This window comes from Terrirhizobium terrae, from assembly GCF_030323265.1.
In the GTDB taxonomy this organism is placed as follows: domain Bacteria; phylum Pseudomonadota; class Alphaproteobacteria; order Rhizobiales; family Rhizobiaceae; genus Neorhizobium.
This window is the reverse complement of the sequence record NZ_CP104992.1, coordinates 1828624-1845720: the sequence shown is the minus strand read 5'-3', so window position 1 is coordinate 1845720 and position 17097 is coordinate 1828624. Positions and strand designations below refer to the sequence as shown.

The 17097-nt window shown below is 60.9% G+C and carries 13 protein-coding genes and 2 pseudogenes; 7 read left to right on the top strand and 8 right to left on the bottom strand.

Features of this window, described 5'->3' with window-relative positions; genetic code table 11:
• Positions 1-36 precede the first annotated feature (36 nt).
• The 4 genes from N7E02_RS16700 to N7E02_RS16685 all read right to left on the bottom strand — a co-directional run bounded on the left by N7E02_RS16700 (position 37) and on the right by N7E02_RS16685 (position 4475).
• Positions 37-984 (bottom strand): ABC transporter permease, encoded by a 948-nt coding sequence (locus N7E02_RS16700; RefSeq protein ID WP_286583367.1) that lies wholly within the window; start codon positions 982-984, stop codon positions 37-39.
• Entirely contained in the window at positions 981-1922 is a 942-nt protein-coding gene (locus tag N7E02_RS16695; protein WP_286583364.1) for an ABC transporter permease, read from the bottom strand. The genes N7E02_RS16700 and N7E02_RS16695 overlap by 4 nt, the downstream gene beginning before the upstream one ends.
• Entirely contained in the window at positions 1919-3379 is a 1461-nt protein-coding gene (locus N7E02_RS16690) for an ATP-binding cassette domain-containing protein (protein ID WP_286583363.1), read from the bottom strand. Before N7E02_RS16690 ends, N7E02_RS16695 begins: the two co-directional genes overlap by 4 nt.
• 88 nt (positions 3380-3467) lie before the next feature.
• Positions 3468-4475, bottom strand: a complete 1008-nt coding sequence (locus N7E02_RS16685; RefSeq protein WP_286583361.1) for an ABC transporter substrate-binding protein — start codon at positions 4473-4475, stop codon at positions 3468-3470.
• Positions 4476-4718: 243 nt separating this feature from the next.
• On the opposite strand from N7E02_RS16685, the gene N7E02_RS16680 reads away from it, so the two are divergent.
• Together N7E02_RS16680 and N7E02_RS16675 are read left to right on the top strand one after the other, a co-directional pair.
• Positions 4719-5972: a GAF domain-containing sensor histidine kinase gene (locus N7E02_RS16680; protein ID WP_286583360.1), complete on the top strand. Its 1254-nt coding sequence runs from the start codon at positions 4719-4721 to the stop codon at positions 5970-5972.
• Positions 5960-6679: a response regulator transcription factor gene (locus tag N7E02_RS16675; RefSeq protein WP_286583358.1), complete on the top strand. Its 720-nt coding sequence runs from the start codon at positions 5960-5962 to the stop codon at positions 6677-6679. Before N7E02_RS16680 ends, N7E02_RS16675 begins: the two co-directional genes overlap by 13 nt.
• Positions 6680-6686: 7 nt before the next feature.
• On the opposite strand, the gene N7E02_RS16670 is transcribed toward N7E02_RS16675, so the two are convergent.
• From N7E02_RS16670 to N7E02_RS16655, 4 genes and pseudogenes are all read right to left on the bottom strand, one after another.
• A complete protein-coding gene (locus N7E02_RS16670; protein WP_286583354.1) occupies positions 6687-7988 on the bottom strand; it encodes an HlyD family type I secretion periplasmic adaptor subunit in 1302 nt (433 codons plus the stop codon).
• A 3-nt stretch (positions 7989-7991) separates the two neighbouring features.
• Complete coding sequence (locus N7E02_RS16665) at positions 7992-9767, bottom strand: type I secretion system permease/ATPase (protein WP_286583352.1); 1776 nt, start codon at positions 9765-9767, stop codon at positions 7992-7994.
• A 77-nt stretch (positions 9768-9844) separates the two neighbouring features.
• The gene (locus N7E02_RS16660; protein WP_286583347.1) at positions 9845-9979 is read right to left on the bottom strand and encodes a hypothetical protein; all 135 of its coding nucleotides are present in this window, start codon (positions 9977-9979) and stop codon (positions 9845-9847) included.
• Between the two features lie 88 nt (positions 9980-10067).
• Positions 10068-11410: pseudogene (locus N7E02_RS16655) on the bottom strand (MFS transporter).
• Positions 11411-11798: 388 nt separating this feature from the next.
• Between N7E02_RS16655 and cyoA the strand changes: the two are divergent.
• From cyoA to N7E02_RS16630, 5 genes and pseudogenes are all read left to right on the top strand, one after another.
• Entirely contained in the window at positions 11799-12881 is a 1083-nt protein-coding gene (gene cyoA / locus N7E02_RS16650; RefSeq protein WP_374730708.1) for a ubiquinol oxidase subunit II, read from the top strand.
• 44 nt (positions 12882-12925) lie between these two features.
• Positions 12926-14929 carry a cytochrome o ubiquinol oxidase subunit I gene (cyoB, locus tag N7E02_RS16645; protein WP_286583342.1) on the top strand — a complete coding sequence of 668 codons (2004 nt, stop codon included), beginning with the start codon at positions 12926-12928 and terminating at the stop codon, positions 14927-14929.
• Between the two features lie 2 nt (positions 14930-14931).
• The gene (gene cyoC / locus N7E02_RS16640) at positions 14932-15552 is read left to right on the top strand and encodes a cytochrome o ubiquinol oxidase subunit III (RefSeq protein ID WP_286583340.1); all 621 of its coding nucleotides are present in this window, start codon (positions 14932-14934) and stop codon (positions 15550-15552) included.
• On the top strand, positions 15549-15950 hold the full coding sequence (gene cyoD, locus N7E02_RS16635; RefSeq protein WP_286583338.1) for a cytochrome o ubiquinol oxidase subunit IV: 402 nt from the start codon (positions 15549-15551) through the stop codon (positions 15948-15950). The genes cyoC and cyoD overlap by 4 nt, the downstream gene beginning before the upstream one ends.
• A 47-nt stretch (positions 15951-15997) precedes the next feature.
• Positions 15998-16734, top strand: a pseudogene (locus N7E02_RS16630) (SURF1 family protein).
• Positions 16735-17097: the final 363 nt, after the last annotated feature.

Sequence of the window (17097 nt, the reverse complement as noted above, 5' to 3'; positions counted from 1 at the left end):
ATTGCGTCCGCTTGGTTTGCGTCGAAAATTGAAGGACTATCGCGTGGCCTGTCGGCCACCGGCGAGAAGGATGACGGCGATGATGATGAGGCCGGTCAGGATGAGGCGGAAACCGGCGCCGAAGCCGTAGGTGTTAAGCATCGACACGACGAGGAACATGAAGAGCGAGGCGCCCCATATGCCCGGTATGTTGGAGTTGCCGCCGGCCACCGCCGTGCCGCCGATGACGACGACGGCGATCGACATCAGGAGATATTCGGAGCCCATGTTGAGCGCCGCACCGCCGGAGAAGCTTGCCAGAAGATAGCCGCAGACGGAGGCCAGCACGGCGCAGAGCATGTAGGTGACAAGACGCGTGCCATCGACCGGGATGCCGGTCATGCGGGCGGCAAACGTGCTCTGGCCGATCGCCGAGATCCAGCGTCCGTAGATGGACTTTTCGAGCAGCACCCAGGCGACAATCGAAAGCACCAGCGCCACGAGCGCCACGTTGGGGATGCCGAACAGGCCGGATGTGGCGAAATTCGCCAGCGTTTCCGGCGGCTTGATGCGCAGGCCGCGATTGCTCCAGATCGCCACCGACTGGACGATGAAGCTCATCGACAGGGTGGCGATGATCGGCGGGATGCGCAGCAGCTTGATCAGGATGTAATTGCCGAGCCCGATGACGAGGCCGATGCCGATCGAGGCCAGAAGCCCGATGACGATCATGCCGTCCTGCACATCCATCAGCTTGAGAGCCAGCGTGCCGGAGAGCGTCATGGTCGCCGGCACGGAGAGATCGATATTGCCCGGCCCGAGCGTGATGACGAACATCTGGCCGATGCCGACGATGACGGAGAAGGCGGCGAAGGTAAGTGCGGCCTGGGACAGGCCGAAGGAACTGGCGCCGCCGGTAAAGAGAACGGTGACGACCCAGACGACGATGGTTGCGGCAAAGGACCAGATCCAGGGTTTTGCCATCAGAAGCCGGTGCAGGGTCATTGGCTCTTCTCCCGCTTTTCCAGACGGTTGAGCGCGAGGCGCAGGGCAAGGACCACGATCAGGATAGCGCCCTGGGCGCCGATCTGCCAGTCCGGCGAGATGCGCATGAAGGACAGGAAGGAACCGGCGAGCGTCAGGGTCAGCGCGCCGATGACCGCGCCGATGGGCGAGACCTTGCCGCCGACGAACTGGCCGCCGCCGAGAATGACGCCGGCGATCGACAGAAGCGTGTAGCGCAGCGCGATATTGGCATCTGCCGAGGTGGTGAGGCCGACCAGCGCGATCCCGGCAAGGACGGCGAAAAGGCCGGCCAGAGCATAGGTCGCGGCGCGGATGCCGATCACAGACCAGCCGGCGCGTTCGACCGAACGATCATTGCCGCCGACGCCGCGCATGACGACGCCGAAGGAGGAGCGCATGACGATGTAATGGGTAACAGTTGCGATCAGCACGCTGGCGACGATCGCCATCGGCACGAGCGGCGGCTTGGCCGTCATCAGCCAGCGCGCCCAGGTGGGCGCCGTACCGCCGGGGGACGGCAAGATGAGAACAGCGAGCCCGCCCCAGACAAAGCTCATGCCGAGGGTGACGACGATCGAGGGCAGTTCGCGCAGGTGGATGACGACGCCGATTACTGCGTAGGTGGTGATCGCGCCGAGAAAGATGAGGATGCCCAGCGCCGGCTGCGCCTGCAGGAAGGTGGCGGTGACGCAGGCGCAGAAGCTGACGAAGGTGCCCATCGACAGATCGAGATCGTTGACCGACATGATCAGCATCTGGGCGATGGTGGCGAGCGCGATCGGGACGGCCAGATTGAACAGCAGGTTCAGCCCCGTATAGCTCATCGCGCGCGGCTGCATGTAGAAGACGGCGGCGAGCAGGAGGACGAGCGAGGCTGCAGGAATGATCAGGCGGATCGCGCCGGAGGAGAGCTTCATGCCGCCTCCCCTTCGCTGAAGGATGCGGCGAGCACATTCTTCTCGCTGATCTCCTCGCCTTTAAGTTCGGCGACGATCGCACCTTCGCGAAAGACATAGACCCGGTCGCAGAGGCGGATCTCGTCCATTTCGGTCGAGTACCAGACAAAGGTCCGGCCATTGGCCGCCTCCGAGCGGAGGATTTCATAAACCTCCTGCTTGGTGCCGATATCGACGCCACGCATCGGGTCGTCCATCAGAACCGTGCCGGCGGTGGTCGCCAGCGCACGGGCGAAAAGTACCTTCTGCTGGTTGCCGCCGGAGAGCGACAGGATGCGGTTGTCCATGTCGGGCGTGCGGATCTCGATGCGCTGTTTCCAGCTTTGGCCGAGCGTCTCCTCCCGCGCCCTATCGACCATGCGGTTTGTCGACAGCTGACCGAGCGAGGCGATGGAGAGGTTTTTCAGGATGCTCCAGAGCGGAAACGTGCCGTTGAGGCTGCGGTCACCGGCAACGAAGGCGATCTCGCGTTTTCTTGTCGGCCACCAGTTGCTGTTGCGATCGAGATAGAGGTCGAGCAGCGCTTCGGTCTGACCATGGCCGCCGAGGCCGGCAAGGCCGATCATCTCGCCGCGAAAGGCCTCGAAGGCTAAGCCGTGGCCACGGCGGGGCGGCATGGAGAGAACCGGCTGGCCGATCCCTACAGTCGAGGCGCGCGAAAACTCCTGTTCGCGCACGACATTGCCCATCGCTTCGACAAGGCTGCGGGTGGTGAAGTCCGTGGCACCGCGATCGGCCACCACCCGGCCGTCCTTCATCACCACGATGCGGTCGGAGGTGGAGAGGATTTCGCCGAGAATGTGCGAGATCAGCAGGACCGAGCCGCCCTCCCCGACAAACTTGCGGATATAGGCCATGAGCTGCGCCGCAAGGCCGGCATCGAGCGACGAGGTCGGCTCGTCGAGAATTACGAGCTTCGGCCGGGCCTCGATGCCGGCGAAGCTGATGGCGATCTCGACCATCTGACGCTCGGCGATGGAGAGGTCATCGACGCTTGAATCGCAGTCGATCGCATGGCCGGGAAAGATCGCCTTGAGCTGGGCTTCCACCAGTTTCAGCGCGCGGCTGCGCCAGTTCCACCCCTTCAGTTCCGCATGCATGATGCGGGCGTTCTCACCAACCGTCAGATTGGGGCAGAGCGACAGTTCCTGAAAAACGCAGCGCACGCCGCTGGCGCGGGCGGCCGAAATGCCATGGCCTTCGCTGTCGCAATAGGTGAGCGACCCGTCATGCGGGGTCAGCCCGCCATTGATGACGTTGACGATGGTGGATTTGCCGGCGCCGTTATGGCCGACCAGCCCGACGCATTCGCCGGCATGGATGACGAGATCGGCGCCATCCAGCGCCTTGACGGCACCGAAGGTCACCCGGATGCCGCGCGCGGCTACCACCTTTTGTCGCTTCAAGGTTTCGGTCATGCAATCGCTGTCGAGTTGAATGGTGAGCTGAAAAACATGCCGGAACGCAGGGGTTGGGTCTCTGCGTTCCGGCACTCGGGAGGCGCCGTCACTTGGCGGCGATCACCTTCTGAGCGTCTTCCAGCGAATATTCGACATTCGCCACGCCACCCTTTTCGGTGGTTTCGAGGTTCTGCTCCAGATTGGCCTGATCGATCCTGAGGAACGGCACGACGAGGTCCTTCTGTACCTCCTTGCCGTCGAGGATCTGCTGGGCCACCCAGAAGGCGAGCGTCGAGACGCCGGGGGCGATCGAGACCGACATGGTCTCGTAGCCATCCTTGTCCTTCTGTTGTTTCCACCAGACGAGCTCATCCTCGCGGTTGCCCATGACGATGGTGGGCGTCGGGCGCTTGGCGGCGGCGAAGGCCTGGGCGGCACCATAACCGTCACCGCCCTGGGTGACGACGGCCGCCACTTCCGGCAGGCTCGGCAGGATGCCGGCGACGGCGCGCTGGGCGACGTCCTGCGCCCAGTCACCATTGACCGAGCCGACGATCTTGAACTGCGGGTTTTTCTTCACGCCCGCCTCGATGCCGGCATGGATCTCGTCATCGACGGAGACGCCGGCAAGGCCGCGGATTTCCAGCAGGTTGCCGCCATTCGGCATTTTCTTCGCAAGATAATCGACCTGGCTTTCCCCCATCGCCTTGAAGTCGACCGCGATGCGCCAGGCGCAGGGTTCGGTGACGATGCCGTCGAAGGAGACGACCGTGATGCCGGCGTCGCAGGCCTCCTTGATCGCGCCGTTCAGTGCCGTCGGAGAGGCGGCGTTGATGACGATCGCGTCATAGCCCTGCAGGATCATGTTCTGGATCTGGGCAGCCTGTTCGGTCGCCTGGTTCTCGGCCGTGGTGAACGGATCGGCAGCGGCGACCACGCCCTTGGAGACCGCCTCCTTGGTGATCTTGTCCCAGCTGGTCAGCATCGCCTGTCGCCAGGAATTGCCTGCGTAATTGTTGGAAAGCGCGATCTTCTTGTCGGCCGTATCGGCCTGCGCGGAACCGCCAAGGCACGCGAGTGCCACGGATGCCGCAAGCATCATCCTGATGGTCATGATTTCCTCCCAAAAGCTCCCTGCATATCGTCCGGGCCGCTCCTCAACGGTGATCCGGAGATAATGATTGCCCTGAGCCCCTTTTGCTCAGTAAATCGAGAATGGAGGAGATTTCAGATGTTGTACAGGCGCATCCAAGCACGCTTTCTGCGGGCTTCCGCGCAAGATCTGCGGGTTCCCGCAGGACAGCGAGGCAGACGAAACGCTTAGATGAAGCCTTGAGGACTTGGAGGAGGTCTTCGCATGCTCAACCCGGCGCGCAACGCGCTGTTCGACCGCTATCTCGGGATCTCCCGTCTGCTGGCGGGCCAGCTCGATTTCAATTCGATCATCAAGGCGGTGGCCGAAGAGGTCAGCCACATCATTCCGCACGACCATCTGGATGTCTGCATCAAGATGGTCGATGGGAAATACCATATCGCCTATGAGAGCGGACTGGAAACGGCCTGGAGCAAACACCCGCCGGCGCTTCTGACGGGAAGCCCGATCCGTACGCTGCTTGCCGGCGAGGTCGATTATCTTCTGTCGGCCGACGCCTGTGCCGATCCGCGCTTTCACTTCGACGGCGCCTTTTCGAGCCCGATCATCGAGCTTTCGCTGCATAGCCGCGTGCATGTGCCGCTCCGGGTTCAAGGCAATGTCATTGGCGCGTTGAGCTGTTCCAGCCGCGAGCTGGACTGCTACACATTGGAGGATGTTGAAAATGCCCGGGCGGTGGCGGACCTGCTCGCGCCTTACTTCTTCGCGCTGCGTGCCGCCGAACAAGCCAAGCGCTCGGCCGTGATCGAGACCGAGGCGAGCGCGCGCGAGGAAGGGCTTCGCCTCGGCGCCCTCAAACTCACCGAGGCACTGGAGGCGGAGCGCCAACGGATCGGCATGGACCTGCACGACCAGACGCTGGCCGACCTCACACGCCTGACGCGCCGAATGGAAAAACTGCGGGACGGGCCGGCCGTTTCCGGCAATGCGCTGGAGCCCTTCTGCCGCGCCCTACAGCAATGCATGCACGATCTTCGCCAGATCATCGAGGAAGCCAAGCCGACGGTGCTGCAGCTTTTCGGCGTGGCGGAGGCGATCGAAACGCATCTGGAGCGATCGGTGCGCGAAAGCGGCCAGGCGATCGACTGGCAGATGACCGACGAAAGCGATGGTGCACTTGGCAACCTCGATCCGACGGTCTCCGTCGCGTTGTTCCGGATCGCCCAGGAAGCGATCAACAACGCCATTCGCCACGGGCAATCGGAGAGAATAGCGGTTCGGCTCGGGCAGGCCGGCGATGCCCTTTCCATCGAAGTTGAAGACGATGGCCGGGGTATCGATGGTGGAAATGGCGGCTGGTCGGGACATGGCATCGATAACATGAAGACCCGCGCCCGGCTGATTTCGGCCCGTTTCGAGATCGGGCGACCATCCCCCGGAAGCGTCGGGACGCGGGTCCGCGTCGTATTACCGATTGAACATCTCAAGCCTGCGGAGGCGATGGAATGGACGTCCTGATAGTCGAGGATGACGCGCTTCACCGCTCTTTCCTGCAGGAGGCGGTGCGTGCCGCGCTGCCGGAATGCGGCCATGTGATCGAGGCGGAGAATGGCGCAAGCGGCGAGGTGCAGGCGCGTTCGGCGCGTATCGAAAATGTCGTCATGGACCTGCAGATGCATGAGCGCAACGGCATCGAGGCGGCGCGCACCATCTGGCGCGAGCGGCCGGATACAAAAATCCTGTTCTGGTCGAACTATTCCGACGAGGCCTATGTGCGCGGCGTGGCGCGGATCGTGCCCGAGGGCGCGACCTATGGCTATGTGCTGAAATCCGCTTCCGAGGAGCGGCTGAAGCTCGCGCTACGCAGCGTCTTCATCTTATCCCAATGCGTCATCGACCGCGAGGTGCGCGGGATCCAGCAGAAGAGCCTCGGCAATTCTCTGGGCTTGTCGGATGTCGAATACGAGATCCTCGTCGACGTGGCGCTGGGCCTTACCGACAAGGCGATTGCGCAGCGCAAGCATTTGTCCTTGCGCAGCGTGCAGAACCGGCTGCAGCAGCTCTATGAGAAGCTAGGCATTTACGAAACGTCAGGCCATGGCAACGAGGGCTGGTTCAACCTGCGCACCCGCGCGGTCGCCGTTGCGCTGTCCCGCCGGGTGCTGAATGCCAGTGCGATCGAGAGGGCGGAACGCGATCTCAAGGAAGCGTTCGGCTCCCACTGACGCGGTCTCATTCCTCGCGGAACGTCTGGGCCAGTTGGTCAGTGAAGGGCTTGACGAAATAGGAGATCGCCGAGCGGTCGGCGACCCTGATGAAGACATCCGCCGGCATGCCCGGATAGAGCGCCAGGTTGCCGAGCTTCGAAAAGCTGTCGGCATCCGGCTTGATCCGAACCGGATAATAGCTGACGCCGGTGCGCTCGTCGGCGACAATATCAGGTGACATGGATACGACCTCGCCCGTGACTTCCGGCGTCGTGCGCTGATCGAAGGCGCTGAAACGGATGTCCACCGACTGGCCCGGCTGCACCTGGTCGATATTGCGAGTGGCGATCTTCGCTTCCACCGTCAGATCCCGTGAATCAGGCGCAAGCAGCATCAGCGGTTCGCGGGCATCGGCCACGCCACCGACGGTGTGAACCGCAAGCTGGTAGATGCGGCCATCCATCGGGGCACGTAGATCAAGTCGGCTCAACTGGTCGAGTGCGGCGATGCGGCGTTCCGCCATTTCGGCGATACGCGCTTCGACATCGGTCAGGTCCTTGGCATTCTCGTTACGGCGATCCTCGTCGAGCTGCAGGATCTGGAGGTTGATCTCGTTGATCCGTCCTTCGGCCTGGGCACGGGCGGACATGCGCTCGCCGCGATTGCCGTCAAGTTCCACCCTTTGGCGCTTCAAGGCGTTGACACGCTGCATTGTGGTCAATTGCTGCTGGTAGAGCGAGTTGATCGACCGAAACTCCTCGTCGATCAGCTTGATCGCCTCGTCGGTCGCCTGGATTTGCAGCGTGTTGCCGGCAATCTCCTCGATGAGCTGGCTCTTGCGCTCCTCCAGTTGCTTCTTCATGCCGGCGATCGAGGATTTTCGGGTCGTGAAGAAATGGATCTCGCCATCGACAAGCTTGCGGTTCGCCTCGACATCGATGCCGCTATCGGCGAGATCGGCGACGGAAAAACTCTCCCGCCCCAGCCGCTCGGCCTGAAGCCTGGCGCGACGGGCGTAAAGCTGCGCGAGCGTGCTGTCGACGATGGCGAGGTTGGCGCGCATCATGGTGCCATCCAGCCGAAGCAGGACATCGCCCGCTTTTACATGCGATCCTTCCCTAACATTCAGTTCGGAAACGATGCCGCCGGTCAGATGCTGTATCTTCTTGACGTTCTCGTCGATGATGACGGTCCCCTCACCGACCACGGCATTGGAGAGCGTGGTGGTCGCAGCCCAGCCGCCGACCCCGCCGACGAGGCAGGCGCCAAGCACGCCTACGAAGAGCATATGACGGCGCAAGGATCGTTCAGATGGCAGGGCCGTCATGATCTACTCCTTCTTCTCGCGGACCACCTTGAGAGGGGCGGAACGCGGCTCGGCCGCCGGCGCTGTCGGCGCATCCCGGCGAATGATCCTCGGCAGGATCTCGTCTCTCGGGCCGAAGGCGGCCATGCGGCCTTCGGTCATCATCATGATCAGATCGACACTCGCCAGCGCGCTCGGGCGATGGGCCACGACAATCGCGATCCCGCCGCGTTTGCGCACGCTGATGATCGCCTCGCTGAGCGCCACTTCCCCTTCGGCGTCGAGATTGGAATTCGGTTCATCGAGGATGACCAGGAAAGGATTGCCGTAGAGCGCCCGGGCCAGCGCGATACGCTGCCGCTGGCCCGCCGAGAGCATCGAGCCGCCCGGCCCGATTTCCGTCTCGTAACCGTTCGGCAACTTCAGGATCAGCTCGTGGACGCCGGCATCACGAGCGGCCTCTATGATCGTCTCGGCATTGGCGTCCGCCCTGAAGCGCGCGATGTTCTGCGCGACCGAGCCGGAAAACAGCTCGATATCCTGGGGCAGATAGCCGACGTGGCTGCCGCGCTCGGCGTCGCTCCACTGGTCGAGCGTTGCGCCATCCATGCGCACCGAGCCGCGATGGATCGGCCAGATGCCGCTCAACGCTCTCGCCAGCGAGGATTTTCCGGACGCGCTCGGGCCCACGACGCCGACGGCACTACCGGATTGCGCGGTGAAGCTGACATTGGAGATGATTATTTCCTGCCTGCCGGGAGGACCGCTCGCCACAGAATCGACCGCAAGCCGCTCTTTCGGTGCGGGCAGAGCCAGCGATGCCGGCGCCTCTTTCAAGCTATCCAGGGCCTGCTTGAGGCGCCCCCAGGATTGGCGCGTCGAGACGAAGCCGCGCCAGTTGGCGATTGCCTGTTCGACGGGGGCCAATGCGCGCGATATCAGAATGGATGCCGCGATAATGATGCCGCCGGTGGCCTGGTTCTCGATGACGAGCACCGCGCCGGCCGCGAGCACGCCCGACTGAAGAGCTATGCGGAAGATCTTCGAGACGGTCGAATAGCCGCTCGCGGTGTCGGAATTGGCGCGATAGGCGGTACGATACGTGTCATTGACCTCCGACCATGAGCGGGCGAGGTCGTCTCCCATGCCCATCGCCTCGACAACCTCGGCATTGCGATAGGCCGCGTTGAGGCGATCGTGGCGTTCATTGCCGATCTCATAGATCTGCCGTGTCGTATTCCTGGTGCTGCGGTTCGTCAGATAGGTCAGGAGGACAAGGATCAGAGCGCCACCGACCGCGATAAGACCGATGACGGGATGGATGAGGAAGCAGATCGCGATGTAGAGCGGGAGCCAGGGCAGATCGAAAAAGGCGGCCGGGCCGGGACTTGAGAGAAACGTGCGGACCTGATCGAAGTCCCGCATCATCGCCAGGCCATCCGTTGTTCCGCTGGACCTGAGCGGGGCCTTGAGAACCGCCTTGAACACGCGCTTGCTCATCACCTCGTCGAATATTCCGGATATGCGGGCCAGCATGCGGCTGCGCGCAAACTCGAACGCCCCTTGAAAGAGATAGAGCATGAGCGCCAGGAGGCTCAGCGCGACGAGCGACGGGATGCTGCGGCTCGGAATGATCCGGTCATATATCTGCAGCATGAAGAAGGAGCTGGTCAGGTAGAGAAGATTGATCAGGGCACTCGCCAGCCCGACGGAGAGAAATCCCGCACGACTACGCTTCATGGCATCCTGCGCAAGATCTCTTTGCGGATGCTCGGCAGAACTCACGCCGGTATCGCCCATTCATCAACTCTCGAACAGGTGTTTAAACAAGGTGAGCAGAGTGAAGGCACGGAATCGCTCCGAACCTCTCCCTGGGCTCACATGAAACCCAAATCCTTCGTGAAGATGGCCGCACCATCCGGTTTCGAGGCGAGAACGGCATCGGCCGGCAGCCTCTGAAAGACATTCGCATTGAAATCGGCATGCAAGAAAGCATGCTTCATCGCGGCCATAGAACGGCTTTTTGGTCGATCCTGCAAGGAATATAATTACAAATTACAAATCGCGGGGCAGTCGTGACCGCCCCGCAAAGAAGCTTGCCTAGCGCTTTGCCGGCACTTCCACCGTGTCGATCGTGCGGCTCAGAACCAGAGCAAGGATCGTACAGATCGCGCCCGAAATCAGATAACCGCCGATGAAGATGATGCCGAAATTGCTGGCGAGACCCAGGGCAACCAGCGGCGCGAAACCAGCACCGATCAGCCAGGCAAGGTCGGATGTCAGAGCCGAGCCGGTATAGCGATAGGTCTGGGTGAAGCGCGACGAGACCGAACCGGAAGCCTGGCCGAAGGAAAGGCCGAGGATCGCAAAGCCGAGGATGATGAATGCCGCCTGCCCCGCGCTGCCTGCATCAAGCAGGAATGGTGCCGAGAAGCTGAAGATGGCAATGATGATGGCTCCGATCAGCAGCTGCTGCCGGCGTCCGAAGCGATCTGCAAGAAAGCCCGACAGGACGATGGTGGCAAAACCGACGAGCGCACCGAGCACCTGCACGAACAGGAAGGCCGCGGGCGACTGTCCGCCATAGAGCGTCACCCAGCTCAGCGGGAAGATCGTCACCAGATGGAACATGGCGAAGCTCGCAAGCGGGGCGAAGGCACCGATGACAACATCGACACCATGGACGCGCAGCATCTTGGTGATCGGCTGAGCTTCCAATTCATGATTTTCCAGCGCTTCCCCGAATTCATGCGAGGCGACGATGCGCAGACGGGCAAAGAGCGCCACGACATTGATCGCGAAGGCGACGAAGAACGGATAGCGCCAGCCCCAGCTCAGGAAGTCGGCATCCGAGAGGCTGTAGACGAAATAGCCGAACAGGATGCTGGCGAGCGCAAAACCGATCGGGGCGCCCAATTGCGGGATCATCGCGTAAAAGCCGCGACGGTTCTGCGGTGCACTCATAGCCAGGAGCGAGGCGAGTCCGTCCCAGGCGCCGCCGAGCGCGAAGCCTTGGCCCAGCCGAAAGAGAGCCAGAAGTGCTACCGCCCACATGCCGATCGACTCATAGCCAGGAAGGAAGGCGATGGATGCGGTCGAACCGCCGAGAATCAGCAATGCCGTTGTCAGCTTCGTGCCGCGACCATAATTGCGGTCGATCCACATGAAGACGAAAGAGCCGACCGGGCGCGCCAGAAAGGCAAGAGAGAAGATGGCAAAGGAATAAAGTGTCCCGGTCACCGGGTCGGGCGCAAAAGGAAAAAGAGCCTGGGGAAGACAAGTACGCAACCAAGGCCGAAGACGAAGAAATCGAAAAATTCGGATGTTCGTCCAATAATGACGCCGATCGCGATGTTACCTGCCGATACCGGCTTGTCGTCATGCATATGCCGGGCGTCTCGTTCCAGCGCTGCCGACGACGGGTGAATTGCTGCTTCTGCCATGACTAACGTCCTCCTTCGCGTCACTGCATCATGAGAATGTTGGCGCGGCTCGCTGTCAATCAAGACTTTGGACCTGCAAAATATGATTTCGAGAGTTTTTGATAATCATGCTGCAGATTTTCGCCGTTAATTTTAGCGTTTTCTAACCTGCATCTGTCGGCGATTGAATTAATGGGTTAAATTGGCCTCGGCTCGGATATCCGATTTTTTGCGGGGCACAGTCTGCCATTGCAATGCCAACAAAAATGCTGCACTGCGACGATACACCTCATGGAGAAGCTGCTGGCGCTCCGATAGGCGAACTGAACAAAAAGCAAGTTTGAGCAGACCAATGTCCCCAATTTTACGGCGTCTTTGCCAACTTTCCCTCCTACTGATCCTTCCGCTTATGTCGGGCTGCGACCTCGTCGTGATGTCGCCTTCCGGCGATATTGCCCAGCAGCAGGCCGATCTCATCGTCATATCAGTGGTACTGATGCTGCTGATCATCGTGCCGGTGCTGTGTCTCACCCTCTATTTCGCCTGGCACTATCGCCAGTCGAACACGGCGGCCAAATATGATCCCGAATGGCATCATTCAACCCGCCTCGAAGTCGTTATCTGGGCGGCGCCTCTTGCGATCATCATCGCTCTCGGTGCCATCACCTGGGTGAGCACCCACAGGCTCGACCCCTACCGGCCGCTCGATCGCATCGATGCAGAGCGCTCGATCCCGGAAAACACGCAGCCTCTCGAAGTCGAAGTTGTCGCACTCGACTGGAAGTGGCTCTTCTTCTACCCGGAATATGGCATTGCCACGGTCAATGAAATGGCCGCTCCGGTGGATCGTCCGATCACCTTCAAGCTGACGGCATCGTCGGTGATGAACTCCTTCTACGTTCCGGCTCTGGCAGGCATGATCTACACCATGCCGGGCATGGAGACGAAGCTTCACGCCGTGATCAACAAGGAAGGCGTCTTCGACGGCCTGTCCTCGAACTATTCGGGCGCCGGCTTCTCGCACATGCGCTTCAAGTTCCACGCGCTGAACAACGAAGGCTTCGACGGCTGGGTCGCACGCGTCAAGCAGAACGGCACCGCGCTGAACCGCAACGCCTATCTGACACTTGAAAAGCCGAGCGAGCGTGAGCCAGTTCGTTACTTCGCTACCGTTGAGGATGGCCTTTACCGCCGCGTTCTCAATATGTGCGTCGCCGAAGGCAAGATGTGCATGGACGAGATGATGCATATCGACATGATGGGCGGCGCCGGCGTGGAAAGCCATGAGAACGTCGAGCGTCTGACGCATGACGATCGCCATGCGGACCTGAGCAACGCCCATAGTGACGCTCCGGGCGCAACGGTTCCGGCCACCGGCGAACCGGCCAAGAGCGACGTCGCTCCGCACGAAGGCAACGCGCATGAGGGGAATTCGGCCCCCGGCGCTGGAACTGGTAGCGAAGGGGCCGCGCCGGCCCAGCTCAACAATTGAACCTGGCGCTTTGCGTCGTACGACATCAATGAACGGGTTGTCCCATGTTTTCCAATCCTGACCTCCTGAAGTTCATCTTCGGTCGGTTGACACTCGAGTCCTTCCCCTATCACGAGCCAATCCTGGTCGTGACCTTCTGTGCCGTCGTGCTCGGCGGCATCGCCGTGCTCGGTCTCATCACCTACATGAAGTGGTGGGTTCCGCTCTGGAAGGACTGGATCACCAGTATCGATCACAAGAAGATCGGTATCATGTACATCATCCTGGCGATCATCATGCTGCTGCGCGGCTTTGCCGACGCGATCATGATGCGTATCCAGCAGGCCATCGCCTTCAACGGCAACGAGGGTTACCTCAACCCGCATCACTACGACCAGGTCTTCACCGCCCATGGCGTGATCATGATCTTCTTCGTCGCGATGCCTTTCGTGACCGGCTTCATGAACTATGTCGTGCCGCTGCAGATCGGCGCGCGCGACGTTTCCTTCCCGTTCCTGAACAACTTCTCGTTCTGGATGACGACTGCCGGCGCGATCATCATCATGATCTCGCTCTTCGTCGGCGAATTCGCCCGGACCGGCTGGCTCGCCTATCCGCCGCTTTCCGGCGCGGACTACAGCCCCGGCGTCGGTGTCGACTATTACATCTGGGGCCTGCAGGTCGCGGGTGTGGGAACGACATTGTCGGGCATCAACCTGATTGCCACGATCGTTAAGATGCGCGCGCCCGGCATGTCCTTCATGAAGATGCCTGTCTTCACCTGGACCTCGCTCTGCACCAACATCCTGATCGTCGCCACCTTCCCGATCCTGACCGCAACGCTCGCGCTGCTGTCGCTCGACCGTTACGTCGGCACGAACTTCTTCACGAACGACCTCGGCGGCAACCCGATGATGTACGTGAACCTGATCTGGATCTGGGGCCACCCGGAAGTCTACATCCTGATCCTGCCGGCATTCGGCATCTTCTCGGAAGTCGTCGCGACCTTCTCCGGCAAACGCCTGTTCGGCTATGCCTCGATGGTCTACGCAACCTGTGTGATCATGGTCCTGTCGTACCTCGTATGGCTGCACCACTTCTTCACGATGGGCTCGGGCGCTTCGGTCAATGCCTTCTTCGGCATCACCACGATGATCATCTCCATCCCGACAGGGGCGAAGATCTTCAACTGGCTGTTCACAATGTATCGCGGTCGTATCCGTTACGAAGTACCGATGCTGTGGACGATCGGCTTCATGATCACCTTCGTCATCGGTGGTATGACCGGCGTCATGCTGGCGGTTCCGCCGGCCGACTTCGTGCTGCACAACTCGCTGTTCCTGATCGCCCACTTCCACAACGTGATCATCGGCGGCGTGCTGTTCGGCCTGATGGCCGGCGTCACCTACTGGTTCCCGAAGGCCTTCGGCTACAAGCTCGATCCTTTCTGGGGCAAGATGAGCTTCTGGTTCTGGTTCGTCGGCTTCTACTTCGCCTTCATGCCGCTCTACGTGCTCGGCCTGATGGGCGTCACCCGCCGCGTGTCGCAGTTCGAAGATCCGTCGCTGCAGATCTGGTTCATCATCGCCGCCTGTGGCGCCGGGATGATCGCGATCGGTATTGCGTCGTTCATCATCCAGCTCGTCGTCAGCTACTTCAAGCGCGAACAGCTGAAGGACGAGACGGGCGACCCGTGGAACGGCCGTACGCTGGAGTGGTCGACCTCGTCGCCGCCGCCGGAATACAACTTCGCCTTCACGCCGATCGTCTACGACCATGACGGCTGGTACGACATGAAGAACCGCGGTCACGCCCGCAAGGTGGGAGGCTACAAGCCGATCCACATGCCGAAGAACACCGGCACCGGCGTCATCATCTCGGGTCTCAGCGTCGCGCTCGCCTTCGGTCTGATCTGGTACATGTGGTGGCTGGCAGCCCTGTCGTTCATCGCCATCCTGGCGGTCGCGATCGGCCACACCTTCAACTACAAGCGTGACTACTACATTCCCGCGGATGCGGTGGAAGCCGAGGAAACCCGGCGCACCGAACTGCTGGCGAAGCAGGTGTAACAATGAGCAAGATTGAAGCCCAAACCGCGGAAAACCCGCAATTCTACGTCGATGAAGAGCCTCACGTAGAGAGCAGCACGAACCTCGGGTTCTGGCTGTACCTGATGAGCGACTGCCTTATCTTCGCAATGCTGTTCGCCACCTATGCCGTCGTCGGCCGCAACTATGCGGCCGGCCCTTCGCCGGCTGACCTGTTCGACCTGAAGCTCGTTGCGATCAACACCGCGATGCTGCTCTTCTCGTCGATCACCTACGGCCTCGCGATGCTGCAGATGGAACGCAACGCCAAGGCGGAAACGCTCTTCTGGCTTGCGATCACCGGCCTGTTCGGCCTCGCCTTCCTGGGTATCGAACTCTATGAGTTCTATCACCTGATCCACGAAGGCGCGACGCCGCAGCGCTCGGCCTTCCTGTCGGCCTTCTTCACGCTGGTCGGCACCCACGGTCTGCACGTCACCTTCGGCATCATCTGGCTCGTCGTTCTGATGGCGCAGGTCAAGATGCACGGCCTGATCCCGGAAAACCGCCGTCGCCTGATGTGCCTTTCGATGTTCTGGCACTTCCTCGACGTCATCTGGATCGGTGTCTTCTCTGTTGTCTATCTCATGGGAGTTGTCGGATGACCGCTAAAACCCCATCGCATGAAGATGCGCACGAAGCGCATCACGGCCACAGCCATGGTCACGAAGCCGGCCACGGCACGTTGAAGAGCTATGTGACAGGTTTCGTCCTGTCGGTAATCCTGACGGCCATTCCGTTCTGGCTGGTCATGGGTGACGTTCTCGACAGCAAGGTTGCGACCGTTGCCGCAATCATGATCCTCGGCGTCGTCCAGATCGTCGTTCACATGATCTACTTCCTTCACATGAACACCCGTTCGGAAGGCGGCTGGACCATGATGGCACTGATCTTCACGATCGTCATCGTCGCCATCGCGCTGGTCGGCTCGCTCTGGGTCATGCATCACCTGAATGCGAACATGATGGTGATGTCGCCCGAGATGATGAAGAACATGCCTTAAGCCAGCCAGGGGCCGCGCCAATCGCGGCTCCGAGGCGAACGAACTAACTGACAAGGCCTATAGACAATGGAAAAGCCCGCAAAATCGCACCTCGCATTGCGGGCTTTTCTGCTTTTGCAGCGCTCGTGTTCATCGCGCTCGGCTCATGGCAGATACAGCGGCTGTTCTGGAAGCTGGACCTGATTGCCCGCGTTGACGCACGCGTCCATGCGGAGGCCGTTGCTCCGCCGGCGCAGGCAGAATGGAGTTCGCTGCAGCCGAGCGAAATCGAGTATCGGCATGTCGCGCTCAAGGGCGTATTCGATCACAGCCGGGAAACGCTGGTTCAGGCGGTAACCGAACGCGGCGCAGGCTTCTGGATTCTGACCCCCTTACGCAGGCGGATGGCGTCACCGTCATCGTTAATCGCGGCTTCGTTCCGCAAGACCGCCGTGATCCGCAGACGCGCACTGAAGGCCAGATCGGCGGTGAGGTCAGCGTCAGCGGCCTGTTGCGCCTCAACGAGCCGGGCGGCGCCTTTCTGCGCAGCAATGACCCTGCCAAGGGCAATTGGTATTCCCGCGATGTCGTCGCAATCGCGGAAGAAAAGCGGATTTCCAATGCCGCTCCTTATTTTGTCGATGCGGATGCAACTGCCAATCCAGGCGGCCTGCCCGTCGGCGGCCTGACCGTCGTCCAGTTCCGCAACAGTCACCTTGTCTACGCTTTGACCTGGTTCACGCTGGCGATCATGTCGCTGGTGCTCGCGGCCATGATCCCGAGACTGCTGACCCGCGACCCCTGATCCTAATCCTGATCAGTTACGATTGCATCCCGACTGGGCGAACCTGCAACATGCGGGGAATAATTCAGCGCTTGTCTTGAACCGGCGCATCTTCGACACGAAGTTGCCGATACATGCGACTCGGGTAGGCTGCGAGGGGTGGTTGCCGCCGGGGCTCAAGGGGATTACCGAAAATTTGGCGAGCAGCTGCGCCGTATCGACTGTCTGACGCAGACGCTCACCGAGCTTCCGTTTCCAGAAAAGCAGGAAAGCGAACTGCGGATACCAAGAATACTCGTTAAAACTGTTAAGACGCGCTATACATTGCCGGATGCAGCTTATCCGACACGGAGTTGATAACGCTGTCGCTTTGGTGAAGGTCTA

Bases quoted from the DNA above. Each gene is read 5' to 3' on its own strand.
- N7E02_RS16660 (WP_286583347.1), bottom strand. From the start codon at position 9,979: ATGGCCGCGATGAAGCATGCTTTCTTGCATGCCGATTTCAATGCGAAT.
- cyoA (WP_374730708.1), top strand. From the start codon at position 11,799: ATGTCGGGCTGCGACCTCGTCGTGATGTCGCCTTCCGGCGATATTGCC.
- N7E02_RS16700 (WP_286583367.1), bottom strand. From the start codon at position 984: ATGACCCTGCACCGGCTTCTGATGGCAAAACCCTGGATCTGGTCCTTT.
- N7E02_RS16680 (WP_286583360.1), top strand. From the start codon at position 4,719: ATGCTCAACCCGGCGCGCAACGCGCTGTTCGACCGCTATCTCGGGATC.
- N7E02_RS16670 (WP_286583354.1), bottom strand. From the start codon at position 7,988: ATGACGGCCCTGCCATCTGAACGATCCTTGCGCCGTCATATGCTCTTC.
- cyoB (WP_286583342.1), top strand. From the start codon at position 12,926: ATGTTTTCCAATCCTGACCTCCTGAAGTTCATCTTCGGTCGGTTGACA.
- N7E02_RS16695 (WP_286583364.1), bottom strand. From the start codon at position 1,922: ATGAAGCTCTCCTCCGGCGCGATCCGCCTGATCATTCCTGCAGCCTCG.
- N7E02_RS16675 (WP_286583358.1), top strand. From the start codon at position 5,960: ATGGACGTCCTGATAGTCGAGGATGACGCGCTTCACCGCTCTTTCCTG.
- N7E02_RS16690 (WP_286583363.1), bottom strand. From the start codon at position 3,379: ATGACCGAAACCTTGAAGCGACAAAAGGTGGTAGCCGCGCGCGGCATC.
- N7E02_RS16665 (WP_286583352.1), bottom strand. From the start codon at position 9,767: ATGGGCGATACCGGCGTGAGTTCTGCCGAGCATCCGCAAAGAGATCTT.
- N7E02_RS16685 (WP_286583361.1), bottom strand. From the start codon at position 4,475: ATGACCATCAGGATGATGCTTGCGGCATCCGTGGCACTCGCGTGCCTT.
- cyoC (WP_286583340.1), top strand. From the start codon at position 14,932: ATGAGCAAGATTGAAGCCCAAACCGCGGAAAACCCGCAATTCTACGTC.
- cyoD (WP_286583338.1), top strand. From the start codon at position 15,549: ATGACCGCTAAAACCCCATCGCATGAAGATGCGCACGAAGCGCATCAC.